Raw genomic sequence first — 22882 nt, forward strand, 5'->3', positions numbered from 1 at the left:
ACGGAGGGCGGGCCGACCGCCGGGACGGGCCGTCGCGCCCCACCGACCGCTCCGGAGCACCGCTGGTCCTCTAGGGTGGCGAGGGTGGAGAACGACACGAGCTCGACCAGGATCGCAGTGCTGATCGACGCCGACAACGTCTCGGCCAAGCACGCGGGGGCGGTGCTGGAGGAGCTGGCGACCTACGGCATACCCACCGTCAAGCGCGCGTACGGCGACTGGACCACCACCCAGCTCACCAGCTGGAAGTCCGAGCTGCTGCGGCACGCGATCCAGCCGATCCAGCAGTTCGCCAACACCATCGGCAAGAACTCCACCGACTCGGCCCTCATCATCGACGCGATGGACCTGCTGTGGCAGGGCAACGTGGACGCCTTCGCGCTGGTGTCCTCCGACTCGGACTTCACCCGGCTGGCCACCCGGCTGCGCGAGTCCGGCAAGCGGGTCTTCGGGCTGGGCCGCCGCAAGACCCCCGAGTCGCTGCGCCGGGCGGTCGACCAGTTCATCTTCCTGGAGGTCATCCAGGAGCAGGACCGTGCGGCCGAGCAGCACGTGGCCGGGGTGAGTGAGGACACCGGGGAGGGCGCCGCCGACGAGACGGCCACCGACGATCCGGCCAGCTCGCGGATCAACCTGCAGAGCGCGCTGACCAAGGCGATCAACGCCACCTCCGGCGACGACTCCTGGAGCACGCTGAGCCAGGTCGGCCAGCACCTCAACCGCACGCACGCCGACTTCGACCCGCGCGACTTCGGCCACGCCAAGCTCAGCTCCCTGGTCGACGAGCAGCCCTACCTGGAGACCCGCACCGAGGGCTCGCGCCGCCAGGTGCGGCTGCGCCAGAAGCGCACCGCCAAGGCTGCGGGCACCAAGGCCGCGAGCTCCAAGGCGGTGGCCACCAAGACGGGCACGGCCACCAAGAAGGCCGGCACCACGAAGGCCGCCGGCTCCGGCCGGGCCGGCCCGGCCGCCGGGGCGGGGGCGGGACGATGAACAGCCCGGGGACGGTTCTTCTCACCGTGGGGCACGGCACCCTGGACGAGACGCAGCTGGGAGACCTGATCGTGGGGTGCGGGATCGAACGGGTCATCGACGTCCGGCGCCATCCCGACGACCGCGCCAACGCAGCGGCCGCCCTCCCGGTGCTGGAGCGGATCGCCGAGAAGCGCGGGTTCGGGTACCGCTGGGACGAACGGCTGGGCGGCCGCCGCGAGCTCTCCCCCGAGGAGCGGGCGACCAGCCCGGACAGCTTCTGGAAGGTCCCGCAGTTCCGCGCCTACGCCGCGTGGACCCGCGGCCCGGAGTTCCGCGCCGGGCTGGAGCAGCTGCTCGAGGAGCTGCGCGGGGCGCGGACCGCGGTGTTGTGCGTGGAGACGGTGTGGTGGCGCTGCCACCGTCGGCTGGTGGCCGACATCGTGCAGATGGAGAGCTCCGTGCCGGTGCTGCACCTGCACCACGACGGCCGGCGCCGGCCGCACCCGGTCAGCCAGGGAGCCCGCCGCCGCGACGACGGCCTGCTGGTCTGGGACGGCGTGCACGGCTCGCGCGTGCGCTAGGCCACGGCGCTCGCGGTCGAGCTCATCCCAGCCCGGGCAGATCCTGGTGGGTGGCGACGGCCAGCCGGTTCCAGACGTTGATCGTGGCGATGGACATGAGGAGGTGGACGACCTGGCCGTCGTCGAAGTGCTCGGCGAGCGCACCCCATACCTCCTCGTCCACGCCGCCCTCGATGCGGGTGACCTGCTCGGTGAGGGCGAGCGCCGCCCGCTCGGCGCCGCTGAACAGGTCGGGCGCCTCCCGCCACGCGGAGAGGACGTCGAGGCGCCGCTGGTCCTCGCCGGCGGCGCGGGCGTCACGGTTGTGCATGTCGAGGCAGTAGGCGCAGCCGTTGAGCTGGGAGGCCCGGATCTTGACCAGCTCGTAGAGCACCGGGTCCATCCCGCTGCTGCGCACGTAGCCCTCCATGGCCAGGACCGCCTGGTAGGCGCCCTGGTCGGTGGCGGCGATGTCGAGCCGTTGTCCGCTCATGGTGTCCTCCTTCTACTCCGCGAGGGTCTCGAGGGCGAGCGTGGAGTGGGCGTAGCTCGCGCCGGCCCGCATCTCGGAGGCGACCCAGACGGCCTCCATGATCTGCTCGTCGGACGCGCCCGAGCGGCGTGCGAGTCGGGTGTGGCCCTTGATGCACCAGGGACACTGGGTGGTGTGCGCCACCGCGACCGCGATGAGCTGCTTGGTCTGCTCCGGCAGTGCGCCGTCGGCGAACACCGCCCTGCTGAACGCGGTGAACGCGTCGTGGACCTCCGGCGCCAGCTCCTTGCGGCGTCTCGAGATCTCTGGCGTGGTCGGGTGGTACATCGACTCGGGCATCGTTCTCCTCGGCTGCGTCCTGGTGGGGTATGCCGTCCCGCCGCGGCCGGTCGCTCGACCGGGACGGCGGCAGGTGGGCCTCTCCTTCGAACGTAGACCCCGACCGCGGACAAGTACAGGGCGGGTCCGCTCACTGCGGGGGTGTCTTGTTCAGCCCGGCGTGCACGATGCGGGAAACGGCCGCAAGGCTCGGGCAACGGCCCATCGTGCACGCCGGGCGGCACGGCGCCGGTGCGTCCTTGGGCGGCGCGGGCGAGGATGGTGACCATGACGGCCGTCCTCGACCACCTCGTCCTTGCCGTCCCCGACCTCGACGAGGCGGTCCGCGACCTGGCCGGGCGCACCGGCGTGGTGGCCGCGCCCGGCGGCTCCCACCCCGGCCGCGGCACCCGCAACGCGCTGCTCGGCCTGACCTGGCGCGGCGGGAGCCGGTGCTACCTGGAGCTGCTCGGCCCGGACCCCGAACAGGTCGGCGTCCCGCCGCAGGACACGATGCTCGGATTCGGCCGGCTCGGGCGCGGGTTCGCGCCGAGGCTGCACACGTGGGCGGTGCGCCCGTCAGACCTGGACGCGACCGTGCGCACGGCGCGGGAGGCCGGGATCGAGGTCGGCGAGGCCGTGGCGGCCTCCAGGGCGACGCCCTCGGGCGACCGGCTGGCGTGGCGGCTGGCCGTGCCCGACCCGCTCGGGTTCGGCGGGGCGCAGCCCTTCCTCATCGACTGGCAGGGCACGGCGCACCCCAGCGACGCCGAGCTGCCGGTGCTGGAGCTGCTCGGCGTGGAGCTGCGGCACCCCGACGCCGACGCGCTGGCGCGGGTGCTGAGGGTGCTGGGGGTGGACGTGCCGGTGGTGCAGGCGCCGCAGGCGGGTCTGGGCGCGCGGCTCGGCACGCCGCGGGGTCCGGTCGAGCTCGGCTGAGCTCGCGCCCGCGCGGGCCTCACTCCCCCAGCAGCCCGCGGATGTCCGCGACGGTGATCCGCCCCGAGCCCAGCTCGCCGGAGTCGACGACGGTGGCGAAGAGCTTGCGCTTGCGCGCCTGGAGGGCCACGACCTTCTCCTCGATCGTGCCGGTGGAGACCATCCGGTAGACGTTGACCGGGCGGGTCTGCCCGATCCGGTGGGTGCGGTCGACGGCCTGCGCCTCGGCGGCCGGGTTCCACCACGGGTCGAGCACGAAGACGTAGTCGGCCTCGGTGAGGTTGAGCCCGAAGCCGCCGGCCTTGAGGCTGATCAGGAAGGCCGGGTCGTCGCCCTCGCGGAAGGCCCTCACCCTGGCCGCCCGGTCCCGGGTGCTGCCGTCGAGGTAGCAGTAGGTGACGCCCGCCTCCTCCAGCGCGGCCCGGACCAGCGCGAGATAGCTGGTGAAGCTGGAGAAGACGAGCGCCCGGTGCCCCTCGGCGGCCAGCTCCCGCAGCTGCTGCACCAGCGCCGCGACCTTGGCCGAGGTGGCCAGCCCGGCGTGCTCGGCGGAGACGAGGGCGGGGTCGAGCGCCAGCTGGCGCAGGGTGGTCAGCGCCCGGAAGATCGCCATCCGGTTCTTGTCCACGTCCTGCAGCAGGCCCAGGACCCGCTGCCGCTCGCGGTTGAGGTGCCGGTCGTAGACCCGCCGGTGCGCCGGGTGCAGGTCGACGTGCACGGTCTGCTCGGTCTTGGACGGCAGCTCCGCGGCGACCTCGCCCTTGGTGCGGCGCAGCAGGAAGGGACGGATGCGCCGGCGGAGCCGGTCCAGGACCTCCGGCTCCCCTCCGGCCTCGACGGGCCTCCGGTAGACCTCGTTGAACAGCTCCGGCCGCGGGAAGAGCCCGGGCGCGGCGAGGGAGAACATCGACCACAGGTCCATCAGGTTGTTCTCCAGCGGGGTCCCGGTGATCGCGAACGTGCGGGCGGCCCCCACCCGGCGCACCGCCTGGTAGGTGGCCGAGCGGTGGTTCTTGACGAACTGCGCCTCGTCCAGGACCGTCGCGCTCCAGGGAAGGGCCCGGTAGTCAGCCGCCTCCAGCCGCAGCAGCGTGTAGGAGGTCACCACCAGGTCCGCCGCCCCGACCGCCGCCGCCAGGTCCTCGCCCCGGCGCCGCCGGGTCGCGTCCACCGTCACCACCCGCAGCCCCGGCGCGAAGCGCGCCGCCTCCTCCGCCCAGGTCGTCACGACGCTCGTGGGCGCGACGACCAGCACCGGCCCCTCGGCCAGGTCGCCCCGGCTCTCGGCACGGACCACGGTCGCCAGCACCTGCAGGGTCTTGCCCAGCCCCATGTCGTCGGCCAGGACGCCGCCGAGGCGCGCGTCCCACAGCGTGCTCAACCACCGGTAGCCGTCGAGCTGGTAGGGCCGCAGGGTCGCCTCCAGAGCCTCGGGCACCGCGATCGTGCCCCGGTCCGCGTCGCCGAGGGCCAGGACCGCCTCGACCGACTCCTGCCACCGGGCGCTCTGCTGGCCGGGGACGCCCAGCCGGACGAGGTCCTCCCACAGGCCGGCCTGGTAGGCCGTGAGCCGCAGTCCGCCCTCACGGTCGTCCAGCTGCCGGGCCTCCTCGATCAGCCGGCGCAGCTCCTGCAGCGCCGGTGAGTCGAGCGGGAACCAGGTGCCCGAGTCCAGCATCATGACGTCGTCGCCACGGACGAGCGCGGCGAAGAGCGCCTCGAACGGCACGGGCTGGCCGCCGACGCTCACCGTGACGTGCAGGTCGAACCAGTCCTCGACCTGGCCCTCGCTCGTCTCCAGCGTGACCACCGGCGCCTCCTGGGCCTCCTCGTAGGTCGCCAGCTCGCCGTGCACCTCGACCTCGACGTCCTCCAGCGCCTCCAGCCGGGGCAGCACCTCGGTGACGAACCGGACGGTGGCCCTCCCCGACACGGTCGAGCGCGGGTGCGGCCAGGGCGCTGCCCGCCCCCGGTCGAGGGTGAAGGGTATGTCGTGCAGCAGCGCCGCCGCGGCGCCCGCCACGGCCTCCTCGGCGTCGTGGTCCCGGGGAGGGTCCTGCGGACCGCGCTCCAGGGGCAGCGTCGCGCCGACGGCGCCGCCGTCGACGGAGGGCACCGTGTAGCGGAAGCACCAGGCCAGCTGCAGCACGTGCCCGGGCTCGGGCGTGAGATCGAGGTGCAGGCGTGGCCGCACCTGGTCGGCCGCCGGCACGCTCCCGTCCCGCGAGCTGAGGTGCAGCTGCCGCGACAGGCTCGGGTAGTAGAGGCTGAGGAAGCGCTCCACGTCCTGCGGCGGCACCCGCACCGGCTCGCTGCGCTCGACGAGCGGCGCGAGGCTGGCGTCGACCGCGGTGCGCAGCGGCTGCAGCACCAGCCGCCCGTCCTCGCCCAGCCGAGCCAGGCCGTGCGGCGGTCGTCCGAGGAGGAAGGCGCGACCGCCGTCCGGGTCGGTGCCGACGTCGTCGGCGTCCTCGCCGCCCGGGGCGCCGACCGAGGTGACCATCGGCCGCAGCGTCAGCCCGCCGTCGTCGTCGCGGGCCAGGTCCAGCGCGACCTCCGCCTCGCCCTGGGCCAGGGTGACGTCCTCGGCTCCCTCGCCCGCGACCAGCTCCACGCCGGTGACCAGCGCCCGCCGCAGCAGGTGCCAGGCGGTGGGACCGAGGTCGCCGAGCGGGAGCTCGGCGGCGCCGTAGAGGTGGTAGGACGAGGGGCCCTGCGCGAGGCCGTGCAGCTGGGTCAGTGCCGCGCGCTGCGCGGGGTCGACCTCGGGCGTCGCCCACGGCGAGGTCAGGTCGCGCCAGGCCACCCCACCGCGCACCCAGCGCGAGCGGGCCCCGTCGCGCAGGGGCCGGAGCAGCACCACCAGTCCCTCCTCGCGGTAGGAACCGCGGCGCGCCGACACCTCCAGGGCCAGCCGGTGCCGCGGCGCGGCGGGCGCCGAGGTGGTGCTGCGGACCAGCGGCGCGAGGGCCGACTCCCAGCTCGGCCGGCGCGCGGCGCCGGTCGTCTCCAACCGGTCGCGGGCGGCCAGGACCGTGGCGACGGTGTGCTTGCAGTCCAGCCCGACGGGACAGCTGCACTGGCCGCTCCAGTCCGCACCCTCGGTCCCGGCCCGCCGCACGATCGTCTGGTAGAGGTGGCGGTCCGCACCCGAGACCGTGGCCAGCAGCTGCTGCCCGCCGAGCGCGGCCACCAGCGTGCGCACCCGGCCCTCGGCCACGTAGGCCTCGCCGCGGGTGACGGTCAGCGTCCCCAGCTCCTCGACCAGACGCTCCCGGGACACGTCCAGCACCCAGGCTGCGGAGGTCAGGTCGGTCGGCATGTCCACACGCTAGACGCCGCGACCGACATACCCCGACGGTCGTCCACAGACCCTGAGGGCCGCCCCGGCCCACCATGCGCCACGTTCATCGAGCCTTGACCGTCCCTTTACACCGGTCCCACCTTCCGGCATAGTGTTCCGATGGACGAAGGGGTCTCGTCCCGGTCATTCACGGCCGTGGTCGATGTGGTGCAGAACATAGCCGCCACGCAGGGAACACCGACGGAACGCCTGGGCGCAGCCGTCGAGGGGTTGGTGCGCGCGGTCCGGGCGGACCTGGGCATCCTCGCGTGCCTGGGCGCCGACGACGTGGACCTGCGTGCGCTGTCGGGGCTCACGGCCCGCCACGAGGAGCATGCCGCCACCGTGCTGCGGGTGACGACCGGCGACCAGCCGTTCTTCGACCGCCTGCGGGCGGGCGCCACCGCGGTGACGACCGCCGCCCGCGTCTACACCCCCGGACGGTGGCACGGCGCCCAGTTCCGCGCCCGGCTCGTCCGGCACTGGGGTGTCAGGGAGGTCGTCGCCGTCCCGGTGCGCGGCAGGGTCCGGACGACGGCTGTGCTCATCGGCAGGGACGGCCTCGACTTCGACGAGGACGAGCTGCGCCTGCTCACCGAGCTCCAGCCCGTGGTGAGCGCGCTGGTAGCCATCCTGGACCTCGACTCGCTGCCCACACCCACCGCCCGCCTGGTGCGGCTCACCGAGCGCGAGGACTCGATCCTGAAGCTGCTCTCCCAGGGGCTGACCGCCAGCCGCATGGCCCGGCTGGCGGGCTGCTCGCCCCGGACCGTGCACCACCACCTGGCCAGCATCTACGCCAAGCTCGACGTCGGCGACCGGCTCTCAGCGGTCAACCGCGCCAGGGAGCTCGGCCTGGTGGACGGCGACACCCTGCTCCTGACCTGACGCCGGCACCGGCCGTCACCCGTGGTCCGACCCCAGCCGCCGTCCTCAGACGTTGCGCCGGTACTGCCCGCCGACCTCGAAGAACGCCTCGGTCACCTGCTGCAGCGAGCAGACCCTGGCCGCGTCCATGAGCACCGCGAAGACGTTGTCGCCCGACATCGCGGCCTCCTTGAGCCGGTCCAGCGCCTCGGCGGCCTCGTCGCGGTGCCGCTCCTGGAAGTCGGCGACGCGCTCCAGCTGCGAGCGCTTCTCGTCCTCGGTGGCGCGGGCCAGCTCGACCGTCTTGTCCTCCTCGCCCTCGCTCCTGGGCCGCAGGAAGGTGTTGACCCCGACGATCGGCAGCGACCCGTCGTGCTTCAGGTGCTCGTAGAGCATCGACTCGTCCTGGATCTTGCCGCGCTGGTACCCGGTCTCCATCGCCCCGAGGACGCCGCCGCGCTCGGAGATCCGGTCGAACTCGGTCAGCACCGCCTCCTCCACGAGGTCGGTCAGCTCCTCGATGATGAACGAGCCCTGGTTGGGGTTCTCGTTCATCGCCAGGCCCCACTCCTTGTTGATGATGAGCTGGATCGCCAGGGCCCGGCGCACCGACTCCGTGGACGGCGTGGTGACCGCCTCGTCGTAGGCGTTGGTGTGCAGGCTGTTGGCGTTGTCGTAGATCGCGATGAGCGCCTGCAGCGTGGTCCGGATGTCGTTGAAGTCCATCTCCTGGGCGTGCAGCGAGCGCCCGGAGGTCTGCACGTGGTACTTCAGCTTCTGGCTGCGCTCGTTGGCGCCGTACTTCTCGCGCATCGCCACGGCCCAGATCCGCCGGGCCACCCGCCCGATGACGGAGTACTCGGGGTCCATCCCGTTGGAGAAGAAGAAGGACAGGTTGGGCGCGAAGTCGTTGATGTCCATCCCTCGCGCCAGGTAGGACTCCACGTAGGTGAACCCGTTGGACAGGGTGAACGCCAGCTGGCTCAGCGGGTTGGCCCCGGCCTCGGCGATGTGGTAGCCGGAGATCGAGACCGAGTAGAAGTTGCGCACCCCGTGCTCGATGAACCACTCCTGGATGTCGCCCATCATCCGCAGCGAGAACTCGGTGGTGAACAGGCAGGTGTTCTGGCCCTGGTCCTCCTTGAGGATGTCGGCCTGCACCGTGCCGCGCACGTTGGCCAGCGCGTGCGCCCGCAGCTCCTCGGCCTCGGCGCCGGACGGCTCGCGCCCCTCCCGCTCGCGGAAGGCGTCGAGCTGCTGGTCGATGGCCGTGTTGAGGAAGAACGCCAGCACGGTCGGCGCCGGGCCGTTGATCGTCATCGACACCGAGGTCGTCGGCGAGAGCAGGTCGAAGCCGTCGTAGAGCGTCTTCATGTCGTCCAGGGTCGCGACCGAGACGCCTGAGGTGCCGACCTTGCCGTAGATGTCGGGACGCAGGTCGGGGTCGCGCCCGTAGAGGGTGACCGAGTCGAAGGCGGTGGACAGGCGCGTCGCCGGCTGCCCCTCGGAGAGCAGCTTGAAGCGCCGGTTGGTCCGGAACGGGTCGCCCTCCCCCGCGAACATCCGCGCCGGGTCCTCGTTGTCCCGCTTGAACGCGAACACCCCGGCGGTGTACGGGAAGAAGCCCGGCAGGTTCTCCCGGCGCCAGAAGCGGACCAGGTCACCCGCGTCCCGGTAGCGCGGCACCGCCACCCGCGGCACCTTGGTGCCGGAGAGCGACTCCCTGGTCAGCTTCGTGGTGATGTCCCGGTCGCGCACGCGCACCGTGTGCTCGTCCCCGGAGTATGCGGCGACGATCTCGGGCCACTTCTCCTGCAGCTCGGCGACCTCGGTCGGCAGCTCGGCCCTCGCGGCCTCCAGCAGCTCGTCGACGCCGTGGTCCGCCGCGCCCGTCCGCCCGAAGTGTGAGGCGAGCTCGTCCGCGGTGTACTCCAGGCGCTGCACCCGGGAGGCGGCGTCGGCATACCGCTCGGTGTCGGCGTGGTAGCCGCGGACCGTGTCGGCGATCTCGGCCAGGTAGCGGACCCGGGTGGGCGGCACCACCTGGCGGATCATCGAGGAGTGGCGCACGTCGACGCGCGGCAGCGTCCCCTCGGCCACGGGCAGGCCGTGCTCGGTGAGGCGTCGCAGGAGCTCCTGGTAGAGCGCGGTCACGCCGTCGTCGTTGAAGGTCGCCGCCGAGGTGCCGAAGACCGGCATGTCCTGGGGCTTCTTGCCGAACGCCTCGCGGTTGCGGACCATCTGGCGGCCCACGTCGCGCAGGGCGTCCATCGCCCCGCGGCGCTCGAACTTGTTGATCGCGACCACGTCGGCGAAGTCGAGCATGTCGATCTTCTCCAGCTGGCTGGCCGCGCCGAACTCGGGCGTCATCACGTAGAGCGAGACGTCGACGAGCGGGACGATCCCGGCGTCGCCCTGGCCGATCCCGGGCGTCTCCACGACGATCAGGTCGAAACCCGCAGCCTTGAGGACGTCGAGGGCGACCGGCACCGCCTCGGGCACCTCCCGCTCGCCGCGGGTGGCCATCGAGCGGAACAGCGGGCGGTCGTGGTCGATCGCGTGCGGGTCGCGGTCCTCGGCCGCCTGCTCGGCGGCCGCCCCGGCGATGATCGAGGGGGCCAGGGAGTTCATCCGGATCCGGTCGCCGAGCAGCGCGCCGCCGCCCTTGCGCCGCGTGGGGTCGATCGCGAGGACCGCGACGTGCAGGCGGTCGCCCTGGTCGACGCGGAAGCGGCGCAGCAGCTCGTCGGTGAGCGAGGACTTGCCCGACCCGCCGGTGCCGGTGATCCCCAGGACGGGGACCGTGCGGGAGGCGGCGGCCTCTGCATACCTCGCCCTGTCCTCCTCGGGGAGGCGACCGGTCTCGGCCCCCGTGATCGCGCGCGCGATCGCGGTCCGGTCCCCGGCGAGGACGGCGTCGACGTCGGCCGCACCCTGGTCCCACAGGTCGTAGTCGGCCTCCTCGATGACCTGGTTGATCATGCCCGGCAGGCCCAGCCGCTGCCCGTCCTCGGGCGAGAAGATCGTCACCCCGGCCTCGCGCAGCCGCGCGATCTCCGCCGGGACGATGACGCCGCCGCCCCCGCCCACGACCCTCACGTGCGGGGCGCCGTGCGCGGCCAGCTGCTGGACGAGGTACTCGAAGTACTCGACGTGCCCGCCCTGGTAGGAGGAGATCGCCACCGCGTTGGCGTCCTCGTCGATCGCGGCGTCGACGACCTCCTGGACCGAACGGTTGTGTCCCAGGTGGACGACCTCGGCACCCTGGCTCTGCATGATCCGGCGCATGATGTTGATCGAGGCGTCGTGCCCGTCGAACAGGCTGGCCGCGCTGACGATGCGGACCGGGTTCTTCGGGGTATGCGGTGTGCGTGCGTTCTCGGCCATGAGATTCCTCGGGTGGCGTGCGGGGTCGACGGTCAAATACTAGGACATCCAACTATCCCGGCGAAAAAGCCGACGGGGTCTGGCGGGGACGGACGTGGTCGCCGGCGTCGGCGCGCAGCCGCCCGAGCAGGTCGGTCAGCTCCTGGACCGCGTCGGCCGGCAGTCCGGGACGTTCGAAGACCGCGCGGTTGAGCCCCTCGGTGGCTTCCTCGACGACCTCGCGGCCGGCACCGGTGAGCGAGGCGAGCACGACCCGCCGGTCGGTGGCGCTGCGCGCCCGGCGCACGTAGCCCTGGCGCACCAGCCGGTCCACCGCGCTGGTGACGCTGGTCGGGTGCACCTGCAGCAGGGAGCCCAGCCGGGTCATCGCCATCTCCCCCGAGCCCTCGGCGACGAACGCCAGCAGCCGCAGCACCTCGTAGCGGGCGAAGGAGAGGTCGAGGGGCCGGAGCACGGCGTCGATCCGCTCGTGCAGGAGCTGGTTGACGCGGACGAGCGAGGTCACCATCGCCATCCCGTCGGCGGCCTCGTCCCAGCCGTGACGGACCCACTGGTGGTGGGCCGCCCGGATCGGGTCCCGCTCGGTGCTCACATCCCCCAGGCTACGGCGCCGGGAGCCTGTCGGGGCTGGCGGATAGGTTGGCGCCATGACCGACGGACGAACCCTCTCCCTGGAGCGCCTGCGCGCCGACGGCGCCAGCGAGCCCGCCCTGGCGACCTTCGCCCTGCAGTACGACCGCCTCGCAGCCGGTGCCACCGGCCTGATTCACGAGGCGGACGTCGCGCCGGCCACGCCGGACGTCTTCCTCGCCGACCTCTCCGAGGACCCGGCACAGCAGGAGGCGCGCCGGGCCGCCCTGGACACCACGGTGGTCATCACGCTCAACGGCGGGCTGGGCACCTCGATGGGCCTGGCCGGACCCAAGTCGCTGCTCCCGGTGCGCCGGGACCTGACCTTCCTGGACATCACCGTGCGCCAGGTGCTCGCGCTGCGCGAGCGGCTCGGGGTCCGCCTCCCCCTGCTGCTGATGGACAGCTTCGCCACGAGGGAGGCGACGCTGGAGCGGCTCACGGCATACCCCGGCCTGGCGGTGGGCGACCTGCCCCTGGACTTCCTGCAGAGCCGCGAGCCCAAGCTGCGCGCCGACGACCTCACGCCGGTGGCGTGGCCGGCCGACCCGCGCCTGGAGTGGTGCCCCCCGGGGCACGGCGACCTCTACCCCTCGCTGCTGGCCAGCGGGCTGCTGGACCAGCTGCTCGAGGCGGGCTACACGCAGGCGTTCGTCTCCAACGTGGACAACCTGGGCGCGGTGCCCGACCCCCGGCTGGCGGCCTGGTTCGCCGGGGCGGGCGTCGGCTACGCGGCCGAGGTGTGCCCGCGCACGGAGATGGACCGCAAGGGCGGGCACCTGGTGCGCCGCCGCTCCGACGGCCGGCTCGTCCTGCGCGACACCGCGCAGACCGCCCCCGAGGAGCTCGTCCACTTCATGGACGGTGACAAGCATCCCTTCGTGCACACCAACAACCTGTGGATGGACCTGGCCCGGCTGCGCGACATGCTGCGCGAGCGGGGCGGGGTCCTGGAGCTGCCGCTCATCCGCAACGCCAAGACCGTCGACCCGACCGACCCCTCGTCCACGCCGGTCGTCCAGATCGAGACGGCCATGGGCGGGGCGGTCGAGCTGTTCGAGGACTCGGTCTGCGTGGGCGTCACCCGCGAGCGCTTCGTCCCGGTCAAGACCACCAACGAGCTGCTGCTGCTGCGCTCGGACGTCTACGACGTGGGCGAGGACACGGCCTACCTGCTGCGCCGGTCCGTCGACGAGGCGCCGGTGATCACGCTGGCCAAGGAGCACTACGCGATGGTCGACGACCTGGACGCGCGCTTCCCGCACGGCGCGCCCGGGCTGCGGCGCGCGCGGCGCCTGGACGTCGAGGGCGACTGGACGTTCGGCGCGGACGTGGAGGTGGTCGGGCAGGTCGTGCTCGCCGACGAGGGCCCCTCCCAGGTCCCCGACGGGACGGTCCTGACCGGCTGAGGCACGGGTGGCGCGGCCCCGACCGGCGGAACCGGTCCGCCCGCCCCGCTCCCGTCGGCGTTCGCCTACCGTTGCGGGTATGCCGCGCACCCTCACCGACGACCTCGGCCACCCCGTGGAGCTGCCCGACGGGGAGGTGGCACGCGTCGTCTCGCTCGTGCCGTCGCTGACCGAGGCGGTCGCCGCCACCCGCCGCGAGGCGCTGGTCGGGGCCACCGACTGGTGCACCCGTCCGGCCGACCTCGACGTGGCGCGGGTCCGCGGCACCAAGAACCCGGACCGCGCCGCGGTGCGGGCTCTCGACCCGCAGCTGGTCCTCGTCGTCCAGGAGGAGAACCGCGAGCTCGACGTTCGCCGGCTGCGCGAGGCCGGGGTCCCCGTGTGGGTCATGGTCATCGAGTCGGTGCCGCAGGCGCTGGCTGCGATGCGCCGGCTCTTCGAGGACGTGCTGGGCTGGGGCGTGCCCGGATGGCTGGAGACGGTCGAGGGGGTATGGGGCCCCTCGCCCGATCCGGAGGTCCCCCGTCCTGGCGTCGTGGCCGGTCGTCAGTCGGAGCGGGTCGAGCGGACGCGGGTCGCGGTCCCGATCTGGCGGGACCCGTGGATGGTCGTCGGGTCGCGCAACTTCACCTCCGACCTGCTGCGACGGGCCGGGCTGGAGAACGTCTTCGAGGACCACCAGGGCCGCTACCCGCACGTCGACGTGGCGGACGTCGACGGCTCCGGGGCCGACGTCGTCCTGCTGCCGGACGAGCCCTACGAGTTCACCGCGCAGGACGGCCCGGAGGCGTTCACCCGCACGCCGACCCGGCTGGTGAGCGGGCGGCTGCTGACCTGGTACGGCCCCTCGCTGCTCGAGGCCTGGGAGCAGCTCGCGGCCCTGCGGCGGCCCGACCGGCCCGCCCGGCGGTAGACGGCCGGTCGCGCGTGCCCCCCCCCCCCCCCCCGGGCCGCCGAGGGCGGGACTGCTCAGGCCAGACGGTCCGGGCTGACCGGCTCCGGGAGCGCGCCCGGCCTGCGGTAGGCGAGCGTGGCCAGGGCCGCCGAGCCGAGCAGCAGCAGCACGCCCAGGACGACGTGCACCCACTTCAGCTCCATCTCGGCCAGACCGACCTGCACCAGGAACAGCACGGCCATGCCGGCGGCGTGCATGAAGATGCCCTTGTTGCCGCTGCGCCGCATCCACAGGAAGGCAGCGACGGCCGCGACCAGCGACACGACGAAGGTCAGATAGCCCACGTCACCGTGCCAGGACACCCAGCTGCCGCTGACGATCACGAAACCCAGGACCGTCTGGAGCAGCGCGAGCCCGGCGGTGACCAGCGCCGAGAGCTGGAGGGTGAGCAGGACGGGAGACTTTGTCATGACCCCAGTGTCCCAGACCGGCCTCGCGGCCCTGCTGCCCCAGGACGCACGGACCCGGGGGCACCTGCCACGCAGCGCTCACACCAGGCGCACGTTGACCTGCTGGATCTGGGTGAAGCCCTCGAGCATCCCCTCGAGGGAGAACTCCCGCCCCTGTCCGCTGGCCTTCATGCCGCCGTAGGACTGGCCGACCTGCTGCCCGCCACCCTGGTTGACCTGCACCCAGCCGGACTCGACGCGGTGCGCGGTGCGCAGCGCGGCGCCCACGTCCCGGGAGAAGACGAAGGCCGCCAGGCCGTAGTGCGAGTCGTTGGCCATCGCCACCACCTCCTCCTCCTCCCGCCACCGGATGACCGAGAGCACCGGCCCGAAGATCTCCTCGCGGGCGATGCGCCAGTCGTTGGACACCTGGGTCAGGATCATCGGCGCGTGGTAGAAGCCGGGCTCGCCGACGGTGAGCGCGGGTCGGCCGTCGTAGGCGACCTGCACCCCCTCCTGCGCGAGGCCGTCCTCGATGTAGCCCTGCACCCGCTGCCACTGGCGCTCGTTGATGATGCAGCCGATGTCGCTGCCCTCGTCCCGGGGATCGCCGACCCGCAGCTGGGAGACCCGGGCGACGAGCCGCTCCAGGAAGGAGTCGTGGATGTCCTCGTGCAGGAAGAGACGGGAGCCTGAGGTGCAGCTCTGGCCCTGCCGGGCGAAGCGGGTGGCCAGCAGCACCTGCTCCACCACCGCGTCCGTGTCGGAGTCGGGGAAGACGATGCAGGGCGACTTGCCGCCGAGCTCGAGGGAGACGTGCGCGAGCCGCTCCCCCGCACGGGAGGCGACGCCGGACCCGGTGGCGGTCGAGCCGGTGAAGGACACCTTGTCCACACCCTCGTGCACGACGAGGGCCTCGCCGACCTCCCGCCCGTAGCCGGTGACGACGTTGAGCACGCCGTCGGGCAGGTGCCGCTGGCAGACCTCGGCCAGCTCCAGGATCGTCAGCGGTGCGTCCTCGGCCGCCTTGAGCACGACCGTGTTGCCGGAGACGAGGGCGGCGGGCAGCTTGAAGGCGGCGATCATCAGCGGGGAGTTCCACGGCAGGATCCCGGCGACGACCCCGAGCGGCAGCCGTCGGGTGTAGCTCAGCGCCTCGTCCCCGGTCGGCAGGCTCACGCCCTTGACCTCGCCGGCGAGCCCGGCGAAGAAGCGGAACGCGGTGACCAGCAGCTGCGCCTCCGGCCGGGCCTGGGTGCGGATCGCGTTGCCGGTGTCGACGGCGGTCAGCCGCGCGAGGTCCTCGACGAGCGGCTCGAGGTCGTCGGCGATCCTCAGGAGCGCCCGCTGCCGCTGCGTGAAGGGCAGCGCCGCCCACCCGGGGAACGCCTCCCGCGCCGCGCGCACGGCCCGGTCGGCGTCCTCGGCCCTGCCTCTTGGGGTGCGCGCGAGGACCCGGAAGCGGTCCAGCGGCGTGATGACGTCGATGGTCTCCCCGGCGGCGGCCGCCACCCACTGCCCGCCGACGAGCATGCCGTAGTCGCGCGGCTGCGCGTCCTCGGCGGTCGGGTAGGGCAGCCCGGCGGCGAGGCTGCCGTCCCGGGTCGTGGTCTGGTTCGCCGTGGTGGCGCTCGTCGTGTCGGTCATCTGCGGTGGCTCCTCGCGGGGACGGGTCGGGGTCAGACGTGGATCGCGGCCGGGAGGCCGTCGGAGAAGGTCTCGGGAGTCTCGGGGAAGGTGCGCCCGGCGCCCGTCTTCACCCGGTGCGCGGTCCATGCCGCCGCGCACGCGTCGAGCAGGTCGTCGACGCCGACCCCGACGGGCAGCGTCCCGGGCGGGGCGACGCCGGAGCGGGTCAGCACCTGCCGGCGCTCGGCAGCGCCCTGGGCCGACCGTTTGCTGGTGGCGGCGGGAGCGCCCGCCATCTGCGCGAACGACGCCTCCGGGTGCACCTCCACCACGACGAACGGCAGGTCCTGGCGCAGCCAGGCGTCCACCTCGGCGATCCGGGTGCGCAGCGCCCACGCCTGCTGCGAGACGCCCGCCCCGATGCGCTCGCGGTTGAGCGCGTTCGCCTGGCCGAAGCTGTCGGCATACACGGCCTGGCGGACCGGGGTGGTGAACACCGAGGAGGAGCGCGGACCCACGAAGCGACGGGTCTGCACGTCGGCCTCGCGGCGGGTGCCGTCGGGCAGCCCGACCGGGATGTCGACGCCGACCACCGCCACCGGCCCGGCGGCCGCGACCAGCTCGGCCACGGTCGCGGCGACGAGCACGAGCGGGGTGCCGTGGCCCGAGGCGTCCAGGACCGCGCCGACCCAGCCTCCGCGGCAGGCGTCGACGCCCATGACCGGCAGCGACTCCTCCACCGGCGCCCGGCGACCGGGCCGGCCCGTGGGCTGCGCCCGCTCGCTCACCTTCGCGCTCCTCCCGGTGCTCCGCGCACGGCCCTGGTGGGCGTGCGGGCGGTCCTGGCCCGTCCTGCCGGCGGCCGTCGCGGACGCACGCCCTGCGGTGACCCGCCGCCACCACTGCCTCAGGTCCATGTGCTCACTGTAGGCCGGGACCGTCGCCCGGGTCCGCGCGCCTGCGCCCCGGCACCGGCCGGCACTGCCAGACTTCCCAGTCATGCCGTCCCGCACGCCCGCGCTGCTCGCCGCCGCCCTCCTCGCGGGGGTCGTGAACGTGGCGGCGGCCTTCCTGGGCATGGACCCGCTGGCGCGGGTGGCGCAGTGGCTCTACCTGCCGCCGCTGGCGCTCGCCCTGGTGCAGTCGGGCTGGCTGCACACCCGGCTCTCCCGCTGGTGGCTCGCCGGTCTGGCGCTGTGCTGGCTCGGCGACGGGCTGGGGTGGCTGGGCTTCGAGGTGCTGCTCGGGCTGTTCCTGCTCGGGCACGTGGCCTACCTGGTCGGGTTGCTGCCGACGTGGCGCCGCTCGTGGGCGCTGCGACCCCGCGGGCTGCTGCACGTGGCCCTGCTGGTGGTGGGACTGCTGCTCGTCGCGCCGCTGGCCGGGTCGCTGGTGGCGGTGGTCGTCGCCTACGGCATCGTGCTCACGGCCGTGGCTCTGCTCGCGACCGCGGCCGGGTGGCCGGGCGTGGCCGGGGGCCTGCTCTTCATGGTCAGCGACCTGTCCCTGGCCTGGCTGCGCTTCAGCGGGTCCGACCTCGGCGACGGCTGGCGCTCGCTGGTGGTCATCGGGACGTACGTGCCGGCGCAGGCGCTGCTGCTGGTCGGCGTGCTCCGGCTGGGCACGCGGCACCCTCACGCCGAGGAGCGCTCCGCCAGGAGGTCCACCGCGTAGCGGTAGCCGGCCACGCCGGCTCCGGCCACCACCGCGACGGCCACCGGCGAGACGTAGGACACGTGCCGGAACGGTTCACGCGCGTGCGGGTTGGTCAGGTGCACCTCCACGACCGGCAGCCGGGTCGCCCTGACCGCGTCCAGCAGCGCGACCGAGGTGTGGGTGTAGGCCGCCGCGTTGAGCACCACGCCGACCACGTCCCCGGCGGCCGCCGCCTCGTGCAGCGCGTCGACCAGCCCGCCCTCGTGGTTGGTCTGCACGCAGGTGACCTCCAGGCCGTGCCTGCGCGCCTCAGCGGCGCACACCTCCTCGACGTCGGCGAGCGTCGCCGTGCCGTAGAGCTCGGGCTCGCGGGTGCCGAGCAGGTTGAGGTTGGGTCCGTTGAGGACGAGGATCCGCCGGGTCATGGGTCAAGGGTGGCACAGGGCCGGACCCCGCCCCGGCCGGAGGACCGGGGGATCGCGGCTAGAGGTCGCGCGTGGGGTGCGGCTCGTGCAGCCGCGCCGTGTCCTCGCGCACCATGTCGGGGTCCTCCAGGAGAGTGTCGTCCACCTTCGGGCGGGCCCGGAGGAACAGGATGCTCGCGATCAACCCTCCCCACACCACGACCATGGCGACGATCATCATCATGACGGCGCTGCCGCTCATCGCTCGACCTCCTCGTCGACGTCGGGCCACGCGACGAAGTCCTTGTTGTCGCGGCCCTTCCAGGGTATCGCGGTCAGGATCAGCGCGGCCACGACCACGAAGGCGATCGTGCCCCAGCCGAAGAGGGCGAGGTACCACTGCGGGTAGCCCTCGTAGCCGTCGCCGATCAGGCTGATGAGCTTGTCGACCAGCATGACGGTCAGGAAGATCGGGGCGAGGACGCCGATGAGGACGACCCAGACCCGGCCGATCTTGAACGTCGAGACGGCGTTGAGGTGCCGGTTGAGCACGCCGGACTTGCGCACCACCCAGACCACGACGATCGTCATGACGATCGCCGAGGTGATGATGCCGACGTTGTTGGCCCACTGGTCGACGGTGTCCAGGGCGATGAGGCCGGAGGTGGTCGAGAAGAGGGCGATGGAGATCACCGCGCAGACCGCCGAGACGGTGATGGCGCTGGCGGTGCGGCTCAGCCCGAACTTCTCCTGCACCGAGGCGGCCACGCCCAGCAGGATGGAGATGATCGAGGTGAAGCCGGCCATGATCAGGGCGCCGAAGAAGACGGCGCCGAAGATGTTGCCGCCGGGCATCTGGTTGATCACCGCGGGGAAGGTGACGAACGACAGGATCGGTCCGGTCAGCCCCTCCAGATCGCCGACGGCCACGTCCTGCTGGTGGGCCATGAAGCCCAGGGTGGCGAAGACGCCGATGCCGGCCAGGATCTCGAAGGAGGAGTTCGCGAACGCGACCACCAGACCGGAGGTGGTCATGTTGGTCTTGCGCCGCTGGTAGGAGGCGTAGGTGACCATGATGCCGAAGGCGATCGAGAGGGAGAAGAAGATCTGGCTGTAGGCGGCGATCCACACGTTGAGGTTGCTGAGCGCCGACCAGTCGGGGGTGAACAGCGCGTTGAGCCCGTCCATCGCTCCCGGCAGCGTGATCGCCCGGATCACCAGCCCGGCGAAGGCGACGAACAGCAGCGGGATGAAGACGACGGTGACCTTCTGCACGCCGTCGCTGACCTTGAGCGCCAGCACCACGAGGACCGCGACCCAGACCAGGACCACCGGGATCGCCACGCTCGGCACGATGGTGGCCGAGACGCCGGGGTCGCCGACCTTGAGGTACTCGCCGGTGAAGAAGGCCAGAGTGTCCTCGCCCCAGCTGAGGTTGAAGGAGTAGACGAAGTAGCTCATGGACCAGGCGATCACCGCGGCGTAGTAGACGGCGATGACGAAGGACAGCATGATCTGGAACCAGCCGAGCGCCTCGGTGGGCCTGCTCATCCGCCGGAAGGCCAGCGGCGCTGCGGCCCGGTAGCGGTGCCCGATCGAGTAGTCCAGGAACAGGATCGGGATCCCGGCCGTCAGCAACGCGCACAGGTAGGGGACGATGAACGCCCCGCCGCCGCTCTCGAAGGCGACGCCGGGGAAGCGCCAGATGTTGCCCAGTCCGACCGCCGAGCCGATGGCCGCGAGGATGAAGCCCGAGGGTGAGCTCCACGTGTCGCGCGTCTCGGGGGCGACCGCCGTGCTGCCGGTCGACGCCATCGCCTACCTCCTTGTCCCAGTGAACGCTGTCGGCAGCGACCCTACGCCCAACGCGGCCGGCGTGGTGGGAAACCCGCGGCGAGTCGCCCGCCCCGGTCCCGGCCCCTCAGCCCTCGAGCACCGCCCGTGCCGCGTGGTAGCCGCCGAGGGCGCTCACGCCCCCGCCCCGCCGCGAGCCGGCTCCCGCCAGCAGCACCCCGGGGTATGGGGTGTCCACCCCCCACCTGCGGGCCGCGGTGTCGAGCGGTTCGTCGTCGTCCGCCCACGGCCAGGTCAGGGGGGCGTGGAAGATGTTGCCGCCCGGCATCGCCAACGAGGCCTCCAGGTCCCGGGTCGTCCTGGTCTCCACGCAGCGGCGCCCGTCGGGCAGGCGCAGGACCACGTCCTGCACCGGCTCGGCCAGGACCGAGCCCAGGGAGTCCAGCACGGCACGCTCCAGCCCCTCCCGCGCCCCGGGGCCGGCGCCGTCGAGGAGCCGGTCGGGGGTCTGCAGGGTGAAGACGGTCAGCGTGTGCGCCCCGGCCTCGCGCAGCGCCGGGCTGAGGATCGAGGGGTCGCTGAGGGAGTGGCAGTAGACCTCCAGCGGCATCGGCTCGGGCACCCGACCGGCGAGGGCCGAGCCGTGCGCGGCGAGGAGCTGGGAGTAGGTCTCGTTGACGTGCAGGGTGCCGCCGAACGCCGCCTCCGGGGGGACGCCGGGCTCGCGCAGCCGCGGCAGCCGGGACAGCAGCAGGTTGACCTTGACCTGCGCACCCTCCACCCGCGCGTGGTCCGTGCCGAGCAGGTCGTCCAGGACCGAGGGCGCCGCCGCCCACAGGACGGTGCCCGCGGTGGCGCGGTGCTCCATACCCTGCTCGTCGACCCAGGCGACCGCCCCCTCCTCCACGCCGGTCGCGGTGGCCCCGGTCCGGAGGTCGGCACCGGCGCGGCGCGCGACCTCGGCGAGCTGCGCGGGCACCTGGCCCATCCCCCCGACCGGCACGTCCCAGTCGCCGGTGCCGCCGCCCATGACGTGGTAGAGGAAGCAGACGTTGTGCCGCAGGTCCGCCCCGTGCGGGTGGGCGAAGGTGGAGATCAGCGCGTCGGTGAGCACGACGCCGCGCACCAGGTCGTGCGTGAAGGTCGACTCGACGACCTCCCCGAGCGGACGGTCGAGGAAGTCGCGGACCAGACCGGGGTCACCGATCCGCCCGACCACCGCCGAGCGGCGCGGCAGCGGTCCGGTGACCGTCGGCCACACCGCCCCGGCCAGCCGGCCGGTGCGCGCGGAGAACTCCGCCCAGGCACCGACGTCGCCGCCCGCCCCGACCGAGGTGAGCGAGCGCGCGGTCGCGCCCGGGTCCTGGTTGTCGACGAGCAGACCGGTGTCGGCGCCGGGGACGGGGGTGTAGGAGGACCAGCGCCGCCGCGCGAGCCGCAGCCGCAGGCCGAGGTCGTCGACGACCTGCTCGGGCAGCAGGCTGACCAGGTAGGAGTAGCGCGAGATGCGCGCCCCCGCGCCCTCGAAGAGCTCGGCGCTGACCGTCGCCCCGCCCAGGGCGGTCTGGCGCTCCAGGAGGAGCACCGAGCGTCCCGCCCTCGCCAGGTAGGCAGCAGCAGCGAGGCCGTTGTGGCCGCCGCCGACGATCACGACGTCGTGGGAGGTCGTCATCCCCGCAGGGTAGCGACCGCTCTAGATCACGCCCATCGCCAGCATCGCGTCGGCGACGGCGGTGAAGCCGGAGGCGTTGGCGCCGAAGACGTAGTCGCCGGGGCGGCCGTAGTCCTCGGCCGTGGTCACGACCCGCTCGTGGATGTTGTGCATGATCGCCGCGAGCCGGTTGTCGGTGTAGTCGAAGGTCCAGCTGTCGCGCGAGGCGTTCTGCTGCATCTCCAGCGCCGAGGTGGCCACGCCGCCGGCGTTGACCGCCTTGCCCGGGCCGAAGAGCACGCCGGCCTCCTTGAAGACCCGCAGCGCTCCCGGGGTGCACGGCATGTTGGCGCCCTCGGCGACGATGTCCACGCCGTGGCCCACGAGCGTGTGCGCGGCGTCCTCGTCCAGCTCGTTCTGGGTGGCGCAGGGCAGCGCGATCTCGCAGGGGACGTCCCAGATGCTGCCCCGCTCGACGAACCGGGCGCTGCCCCCGCGCCGCTCCTTGGCGTACTGGCCGATCCGCTCGCGGCGGACCTCCTTGATGTCCTTGACCAGGTCGAGGTCGATCCCGCCCTCGTCGACGACGTAGCCGGAGGAGTCGGAGCAGGCCACCACCCTGCCGCCGAGCTCGGTGACCTTCTCGATGGCGTAGATCGCGACGTTGCCCGAGCCGGACACCACCACGTCGCGCCCCTCCAGGGTCAGTCCGGCGTGGCGGGCCATCTCGTTGGCGAAGTAGACGGCGCCGTAGCCGGTGGCCTCCTTGCGGGCGCGCGAGCCGCCCCAGGCCAGGCCCTTGCCGGTGAGCACGCCGGCCTCGTAGCGGTTGGTGATGCGCTTGTACTGCCCGAAGAGGTAGCCGATCTCGCGGCCGCCGACGCCGATGTCGCCGGCCGGGACGTCGGTGTACTCCCCCAGGTGCCGGTAGAGCTCGGTCATGAACGACTGGCAGAAGCGCATGACCTCGGCGTCCGAGCGGCCCTTGGGGTCGAAGTCGGAACCGCCCTTGCCGCCGCCGATCGGCAGCCCGGTCAGCGCGTTCTTGAAGATCTGCTCGAAGCCCAGGAACTTCACCGTGCCCAGCATCACGCTGGGGTGGAAGCGCAGTCCGCCCTTGAAGGGGCCGAGGACCGAGGAGTACTCGACGCGGAAGCCGCGGTTGATCTGCACCTGGCCGGCGTCGTCGGTCCACGGGACCCGGAAGATGATCTGCCGCTCCGGCTCGCAGAGACGCTCGATGACCCGCTCGGCCAGGTAGTGCGGGTGCCGCTTGACGACGGGGCCGAGGGTGGTGAGCACCTCCTCGACGGCCTGGTGGAACTCGTGCTCGCCGGGGTTGCGGCGGAGCACCTCGGTGTAGACGTGCTGCAGGGACTTGTCGATCGCGGGACCGGTCGACGTGGTCGCGGTCGTCGTCATGCTGCCTCCGGCGTCGGGGATGATCAGGCGGTGCGGAACGGGGGTCGCGGCGACCGCTTGG

At 73.0% G+C, this 22882-nt stretch carries 20 protein-coding genes; 7 read left to right on the forward strand and 13 right to left on the reverse strand.

Going from position 1 to position 22882, the window contains the following annotated elements; genetic code table 11:
* Positions 1–84: 84 nt before the first annotated feature.
* Both DV701_RS04915 and DV701_RS04920 read left to right on the forward strand, forming a co-directional pair.
* Complete coding sequence (locus DV701_RS04915) at positions 85–993, forward strand: NYN domain-containing protein (protein WP_114927315.1); 909 nt, start codon at positions 85–87, stop codon at positions 991–993.
* A complete protein-coding gene (locus tag DV701_RS04920; RefSeq protein WP_114927316.1) occupies positions 990–1556 on the forward strand; it encodes a DUF488 domain-containing protein in 567 nt (188 codons plus the stop codon). Before DV701_RS04915 ends, DV701_RS04920 begins: the two co-directional genes overlap by 4 nt.
* Before the next feature lie 22 nt (positions 1557–1578).
* Here DV701_RS04920 and DV701_RS04925 read toward each other — a convergent pair whose 3' ends face one another.
* Both DV701_RS04925 and DV701_RS04930 read right to left on the reverse strand, forming a co-directional pair.
* Entirely contained in the window at positions 1579–2028 is a 450-nt protein-coding gene (locus tag DV701_RS04925) for a carboxymuconolactone decarboxylase family protein (RefSeq protein WP_114927317.1), read from the reverse strand.
* Between the two features lie 12 nt (positions 2029–2040).
* Positions 2041–2367 carry a carboxymuconolactone decarboxylase family protein gene (locus DV701_RS04930; RefSeq protein ID WP_114927318.1) on the reverse strand — a complete coding sequence of 109 codons (327 nt, stop codon included), beginning with the start codon at positions 2365–2367 and terminating at the stop codon, positions 2041–2043.
* A 267-nt stretch (positions 2368–2634) separates the two neighbouring features.
* Between DV701_RS04930 and DV701_RS04935 the strand changes: the two genes are divergently transcribed.
* The gene (locus DV701_RS04935) at positions 2635–3285 is read left to right on the forward strand and encodes a VOC family protein (RefSeq protein ID WP_162802814.1); all 651 of its coding nucleotides are present in this window, start codon (positions 2635–2637) and stop codon (positions 3283–3285) included.
* 19 nt (positions 3286–3304) lie between these two features.
* Here DV701_RS04935 and DV701_RS04940 read toward each other — a convergent pair whose 3' ends face one another.
* Positions 3305–6607, reverse strand: coding sequence for a DEAD/DEAH box helicase (locus DV701_RS04940; protein WP_228255229.1), 3303 nt, complete (start codon positions 6605–6607; stop codon positions 3305–3307).
* A 189-nt stretch (positions 6608–6796) separates the two neighbouring features.
* Here DV701_RS04940 and DV701_RS04945 point away from each other — a divergent pair, with 189 nt between their 5' ends.
* Positions 6797–7516: a response regulator transcription factor gene (locus DV701_RS04945; protein ID WP_162802815.1), complete on the forward strand. Its 720-nt coding sequence runs from the start codon at positions 6797–6799 to the stop codon at positions 7514–7516.
* A gap of 45 nt (positions 7517–7561) precedes the next feature.
* On the opposite strand, the gene icmF is transcribed toward DV701_RS04945, so the two are convergent.
* The gene (gene icmF, locus DV701_RS04950) at positions 7562–10882 is read right to left on the reverse strand and encodes a fused isobutyryl-CoA mutase/GTPase IcmF (RefSeq protein ID WP_114927321.1); all 3321 of its coding nucleotides are present in this window, start codon (positions 10880–10882) and stop codon (positions 7562–7564) included.
* A 52-nt stretch (positions 10883–10934) separates the two neighbouring features.
* Positions 10935–11474: a MarR family winged helix-turn-helix transcriptional regulator gene (locus DV701_RS04955; protein WP_228255230.1), complete on the reverse strand. Its 540-nt coding sequence runs from the start codon at positions 11472–11474 to the stop codon at positions 10935–10937.
* Between the two features lie 55 nt (positions 11475–11529).
* Here DV701_RS04955 and DV701_RS04960 point away from each other — a divergent pair, with 55 nt between their 5' ends.
* Together DV701_RS04960 and DV701_RS04965 are read left to right on the forward strand one after the other, a co-directional pair.
* The gene (locus DV701_RS04960; RefSeq protein ID WP_114927323.1) at positions 11530–12921 is read left to right on the forward strand and encodes a UTP--glucose-1-phosphate uridylyltransferase; all 1392 of its coding nucleotides are present in this window, start codon (positions 11530–11532) and stop codon (positions 12919–12921) included.
* A 79-nt stretch (positions 12922–13000) separates the two neighbouring features.
* The gene (locus DV701_RS04965) at positions 13001–13834 is read left to right on the forward strand and encodes a helical backbone metal receptor (RefSeq protein WP_202863637.1); all 834 of its coding nucleotides are present in this window, start codon (positions 13001–13003) and stop codon (positions 13832–13834) included.
* Between the two features lie 56 nt (positions 13835–13890).
* Here DV701_RS04965 and DV701_RS04970 read toward each other — a convergent pair whose 3' ends face one another.
* The 3 genes from DV701_RS04970 to DV701_RS04980 all read right to left on the reverse strand — a co-directional run bounded on the left by DV701_RS04970 (position 13891) and on the right by DV701_RS04980 (position 16811).
* The gene (locus tag DV701_RS04970; RefSeq protein WP_114927324.1) at positions 13891–14286 is read right to left on the reverse strand and encodes a hypothetical protein; all 396 of its coding nucleotides are present in this window, start codon (positions 14284–14286) and stop codon (positions 13891–13893) included.
* Between the two features lie 78 nt (positions 14287–14364).
* Entirely contained in the window at positions 14365–15798 is a 1434-nt protein-coding gene (locus DV701_RS04975) for an aldehyde dehydrogenase family protein (protein ID WP_228255320.1), read from the reverse strand.
* 146 nt (positions 15799–15944) lie between these two features.
* Entirely contained in the window at positions 15945–16811 is an 867-nt protein-coding gene (locus DV701_RS04980; RefSeq protein ID WP_162802816.1) for a DUF429 domain-containing protein, read from the reverse strand.
* An 82-nt stretch (positions 16812–16893) separates the two neighbouring features.
* On the opposite strand from DV701_RS04980, the gene DV701_RS04985 reads away from it, so the two are divergent.
* Positions 16894–17568 (forward strand): lysoplasmalogenase family protein, encoded by a 675-nt coding sequence (locus DV701_RS04985; protein ID WP_114927327.1) that lies wholly within the window; start codon positions 16894–16896, stop codon positions 17566–17568.
* On the opposite strand, the gene aroQ is transcribed toward DV701_RS04985, so the two are convergent.
* From aroQ to gdhA, 5 genes are all read right to left on the reverse strand, one after another.
* Positions 17529–17975, reverse strand: coding sequence for a type II 3-dehydroquinate dehydratase (gene aroQ / locus DV701_RS04990; RefSeq protein ID WP_114927328.1), 447 nt, complete (start codon positions 17973–17975; stop codon positions 17529–17531). The genes DV701_RS04985 and aroQ overlap by 40 nt on opposite strands.
* A 58-nt stretch (positions 17976–18033) precedes the next feature.
* The gene (locus tag DV701_RS04995; protein WP_114927329.1) at positions 18034–18216 is read right to left on the reverse strand and encodes a methionine/alanine import family NSS transporter small subunit; all 183 of its coding nucleotides are present in this window, start codon (positions 18214–18216) and stop codon (positions 18034–18036) included.
* Positions 18213–19769, reverse strand: coding sequence for a sodium-dependent transporter (locus DV701_RS05000; RefSeq protein ID WP_114927330.1), 1557 nt, complete (start codon positions 19767–19769; stop codon positions 18213–18215). The genes DV701_RS04995 and DV701_RS05000 overlap by 4 nt, the downstream gene beginning before the upstream one ends.
* A 106-nt stretch (positions 19770–19875) precedes the next feature.
* Positions 19876–21420 (reverse strand): phytoene desaturase family protein, encoded by a 1545-nt coding sequence (locus tag DV701_RS05005; protein ID WP_114927331.1) that lies wholly within the window; start codon positions 21418–21420, stop codon positions 19876–19878.
* 21 nt (positions 21421–21441) lie between these two features.
* Complete coding sequence (gene gdhA, locus DV701_RS05010; RefSeq protein ID WP_114930782.1) at positions 21442–22821, reverse strand: NADP-specific glutamate dehydrogenase; 1380 nt, start codon at positions 22819–22821, stop codon at positions 21442–21444.
* Between the last annotated feature and the right edge of the window lie 61 nt (positions 22822–22882).

Source organism: Ornithinimicrobium avium, from assembly GCF_003351765.1.
Classification (GTDB): domain Bacteria; phylum Actinomycetota; class Actinomycetes; order Actinomycetales; family Dermatophilaceae; genus Ornithinicoccus; species Ornithinicoccus avius.

Coding starts and splice junctions, on each gene's coding strand:
- gdhA (WP_114930782.1), bottom strand. CDS start 22,821: ATGACGACGACCGCGACCACGTCGACCGGTCCCGCGATCGACAAGTCC.
- DV701_RS04925 (WP_114927317.1), bottom strand. CDS start 2,028: ATGAGCGGACAACGGCTCGACATCGCCGCCACCGACCAGGGCGCCTAC.
- DV701_RS04975 (WP_228255320.1), bottom strand. CDS start 15,798: ATGCTCGTCGGCGGGCAGTGGGTGGCGGCCGCCGCCGGGGAGACCATC.
- DV701_RS04920 (WP_114927316.1), top strand. CDS start 990: ATGAACAGCCCGGGGACGGTTCTTCTCACCGTGGGGCACGGCACCCTG.
- DV701_RS04985 (WP_114927327.1), top strand. CDS start 16,894: ATGCCGTCCCGCACGCCCGCGCTGCTCGCCGCCGCCCTCCTCGCGGGG.
- DV701_RS05000 (WP_114927330.1), bottom strand. CDS start 19,769: ATGGCGTCGACCGGCAGCACGGCGGTCGCCCCCGAGACGCGCGACACG.
- DV701_RS04980 (WP_162802816.1), bottom strand. CDS start 16,811: ATGGACCTGAGGCAGTGGTGGCGGCGGGTCACCGCAGGGCGTGCGTCC.
- DV701_RS04965 (WP_202863637.1), top strand. CDS start 13,001: ATGCCGCGCACCCTCACCGACGACCTCGGCCACCCCGTGGAGCTGCCC.
- aroQ (WP_114927328.1), bottom strand. CDS start 17,975: ATGACCCGGCGGATCCTCGTCCTCAACGGACCCAACCTCAACCTGCTC.
- DV701_RS04940 (WP_228255229.1), bottom strand. CDS start 6,607: ATGCCGACCGACCTGACCTCCGCAGCCTGGGTGCTGGACGTGTCCCGG.
- DV701_RS04930 (WP_114927318.1), bottom strand. CDS start 2,367: ATGCCCGAGTCGATGTACCACCCGACCACGCCAGAGATCTCGAGACGC.
- icmF (WP_114927321.1), bottom strand. CDS start 10,882: ATGGCCGAGAACGCACGCACACCGCATACCCCGAAGAACCCGGTCCGC.
- DV701_RS04935 (WP_162802814.1), top strand. CDS start 2,635: ATGACGGCCGTCCTCGACCACCTCGTCCTTGCCGTCCCCGACCTCGAC.
- DV701_RS04970 (WP_114927324.1), bottom strand. CDS start 14,286: ATGACAAAGTCTCCCGTCCTGCTCACCCTCCAGCTCTCGGCGCTGGTC.
- DV701_RS04995 (WP_114927329.1), bottom strand. CDS start 18,216: ATGAGCGGCAGCGCCGTCATGATGATGATCGTCGCCATGGTCGTGGTG.
- DV701_RS04960 (WP_114927323.1), top strand. CDS start 11,530: ATGACCGACGGACGAACCCTCTCCCTGGAGCGCCTGCGCGCCGACGGC.
- DV701_RS05005 (WP_114927331.1), bottom strand. CDS start 21,420: ATGACGACCTCCCACGACGTCGTGATCGTCGGCGGCGGCCACAACGGC.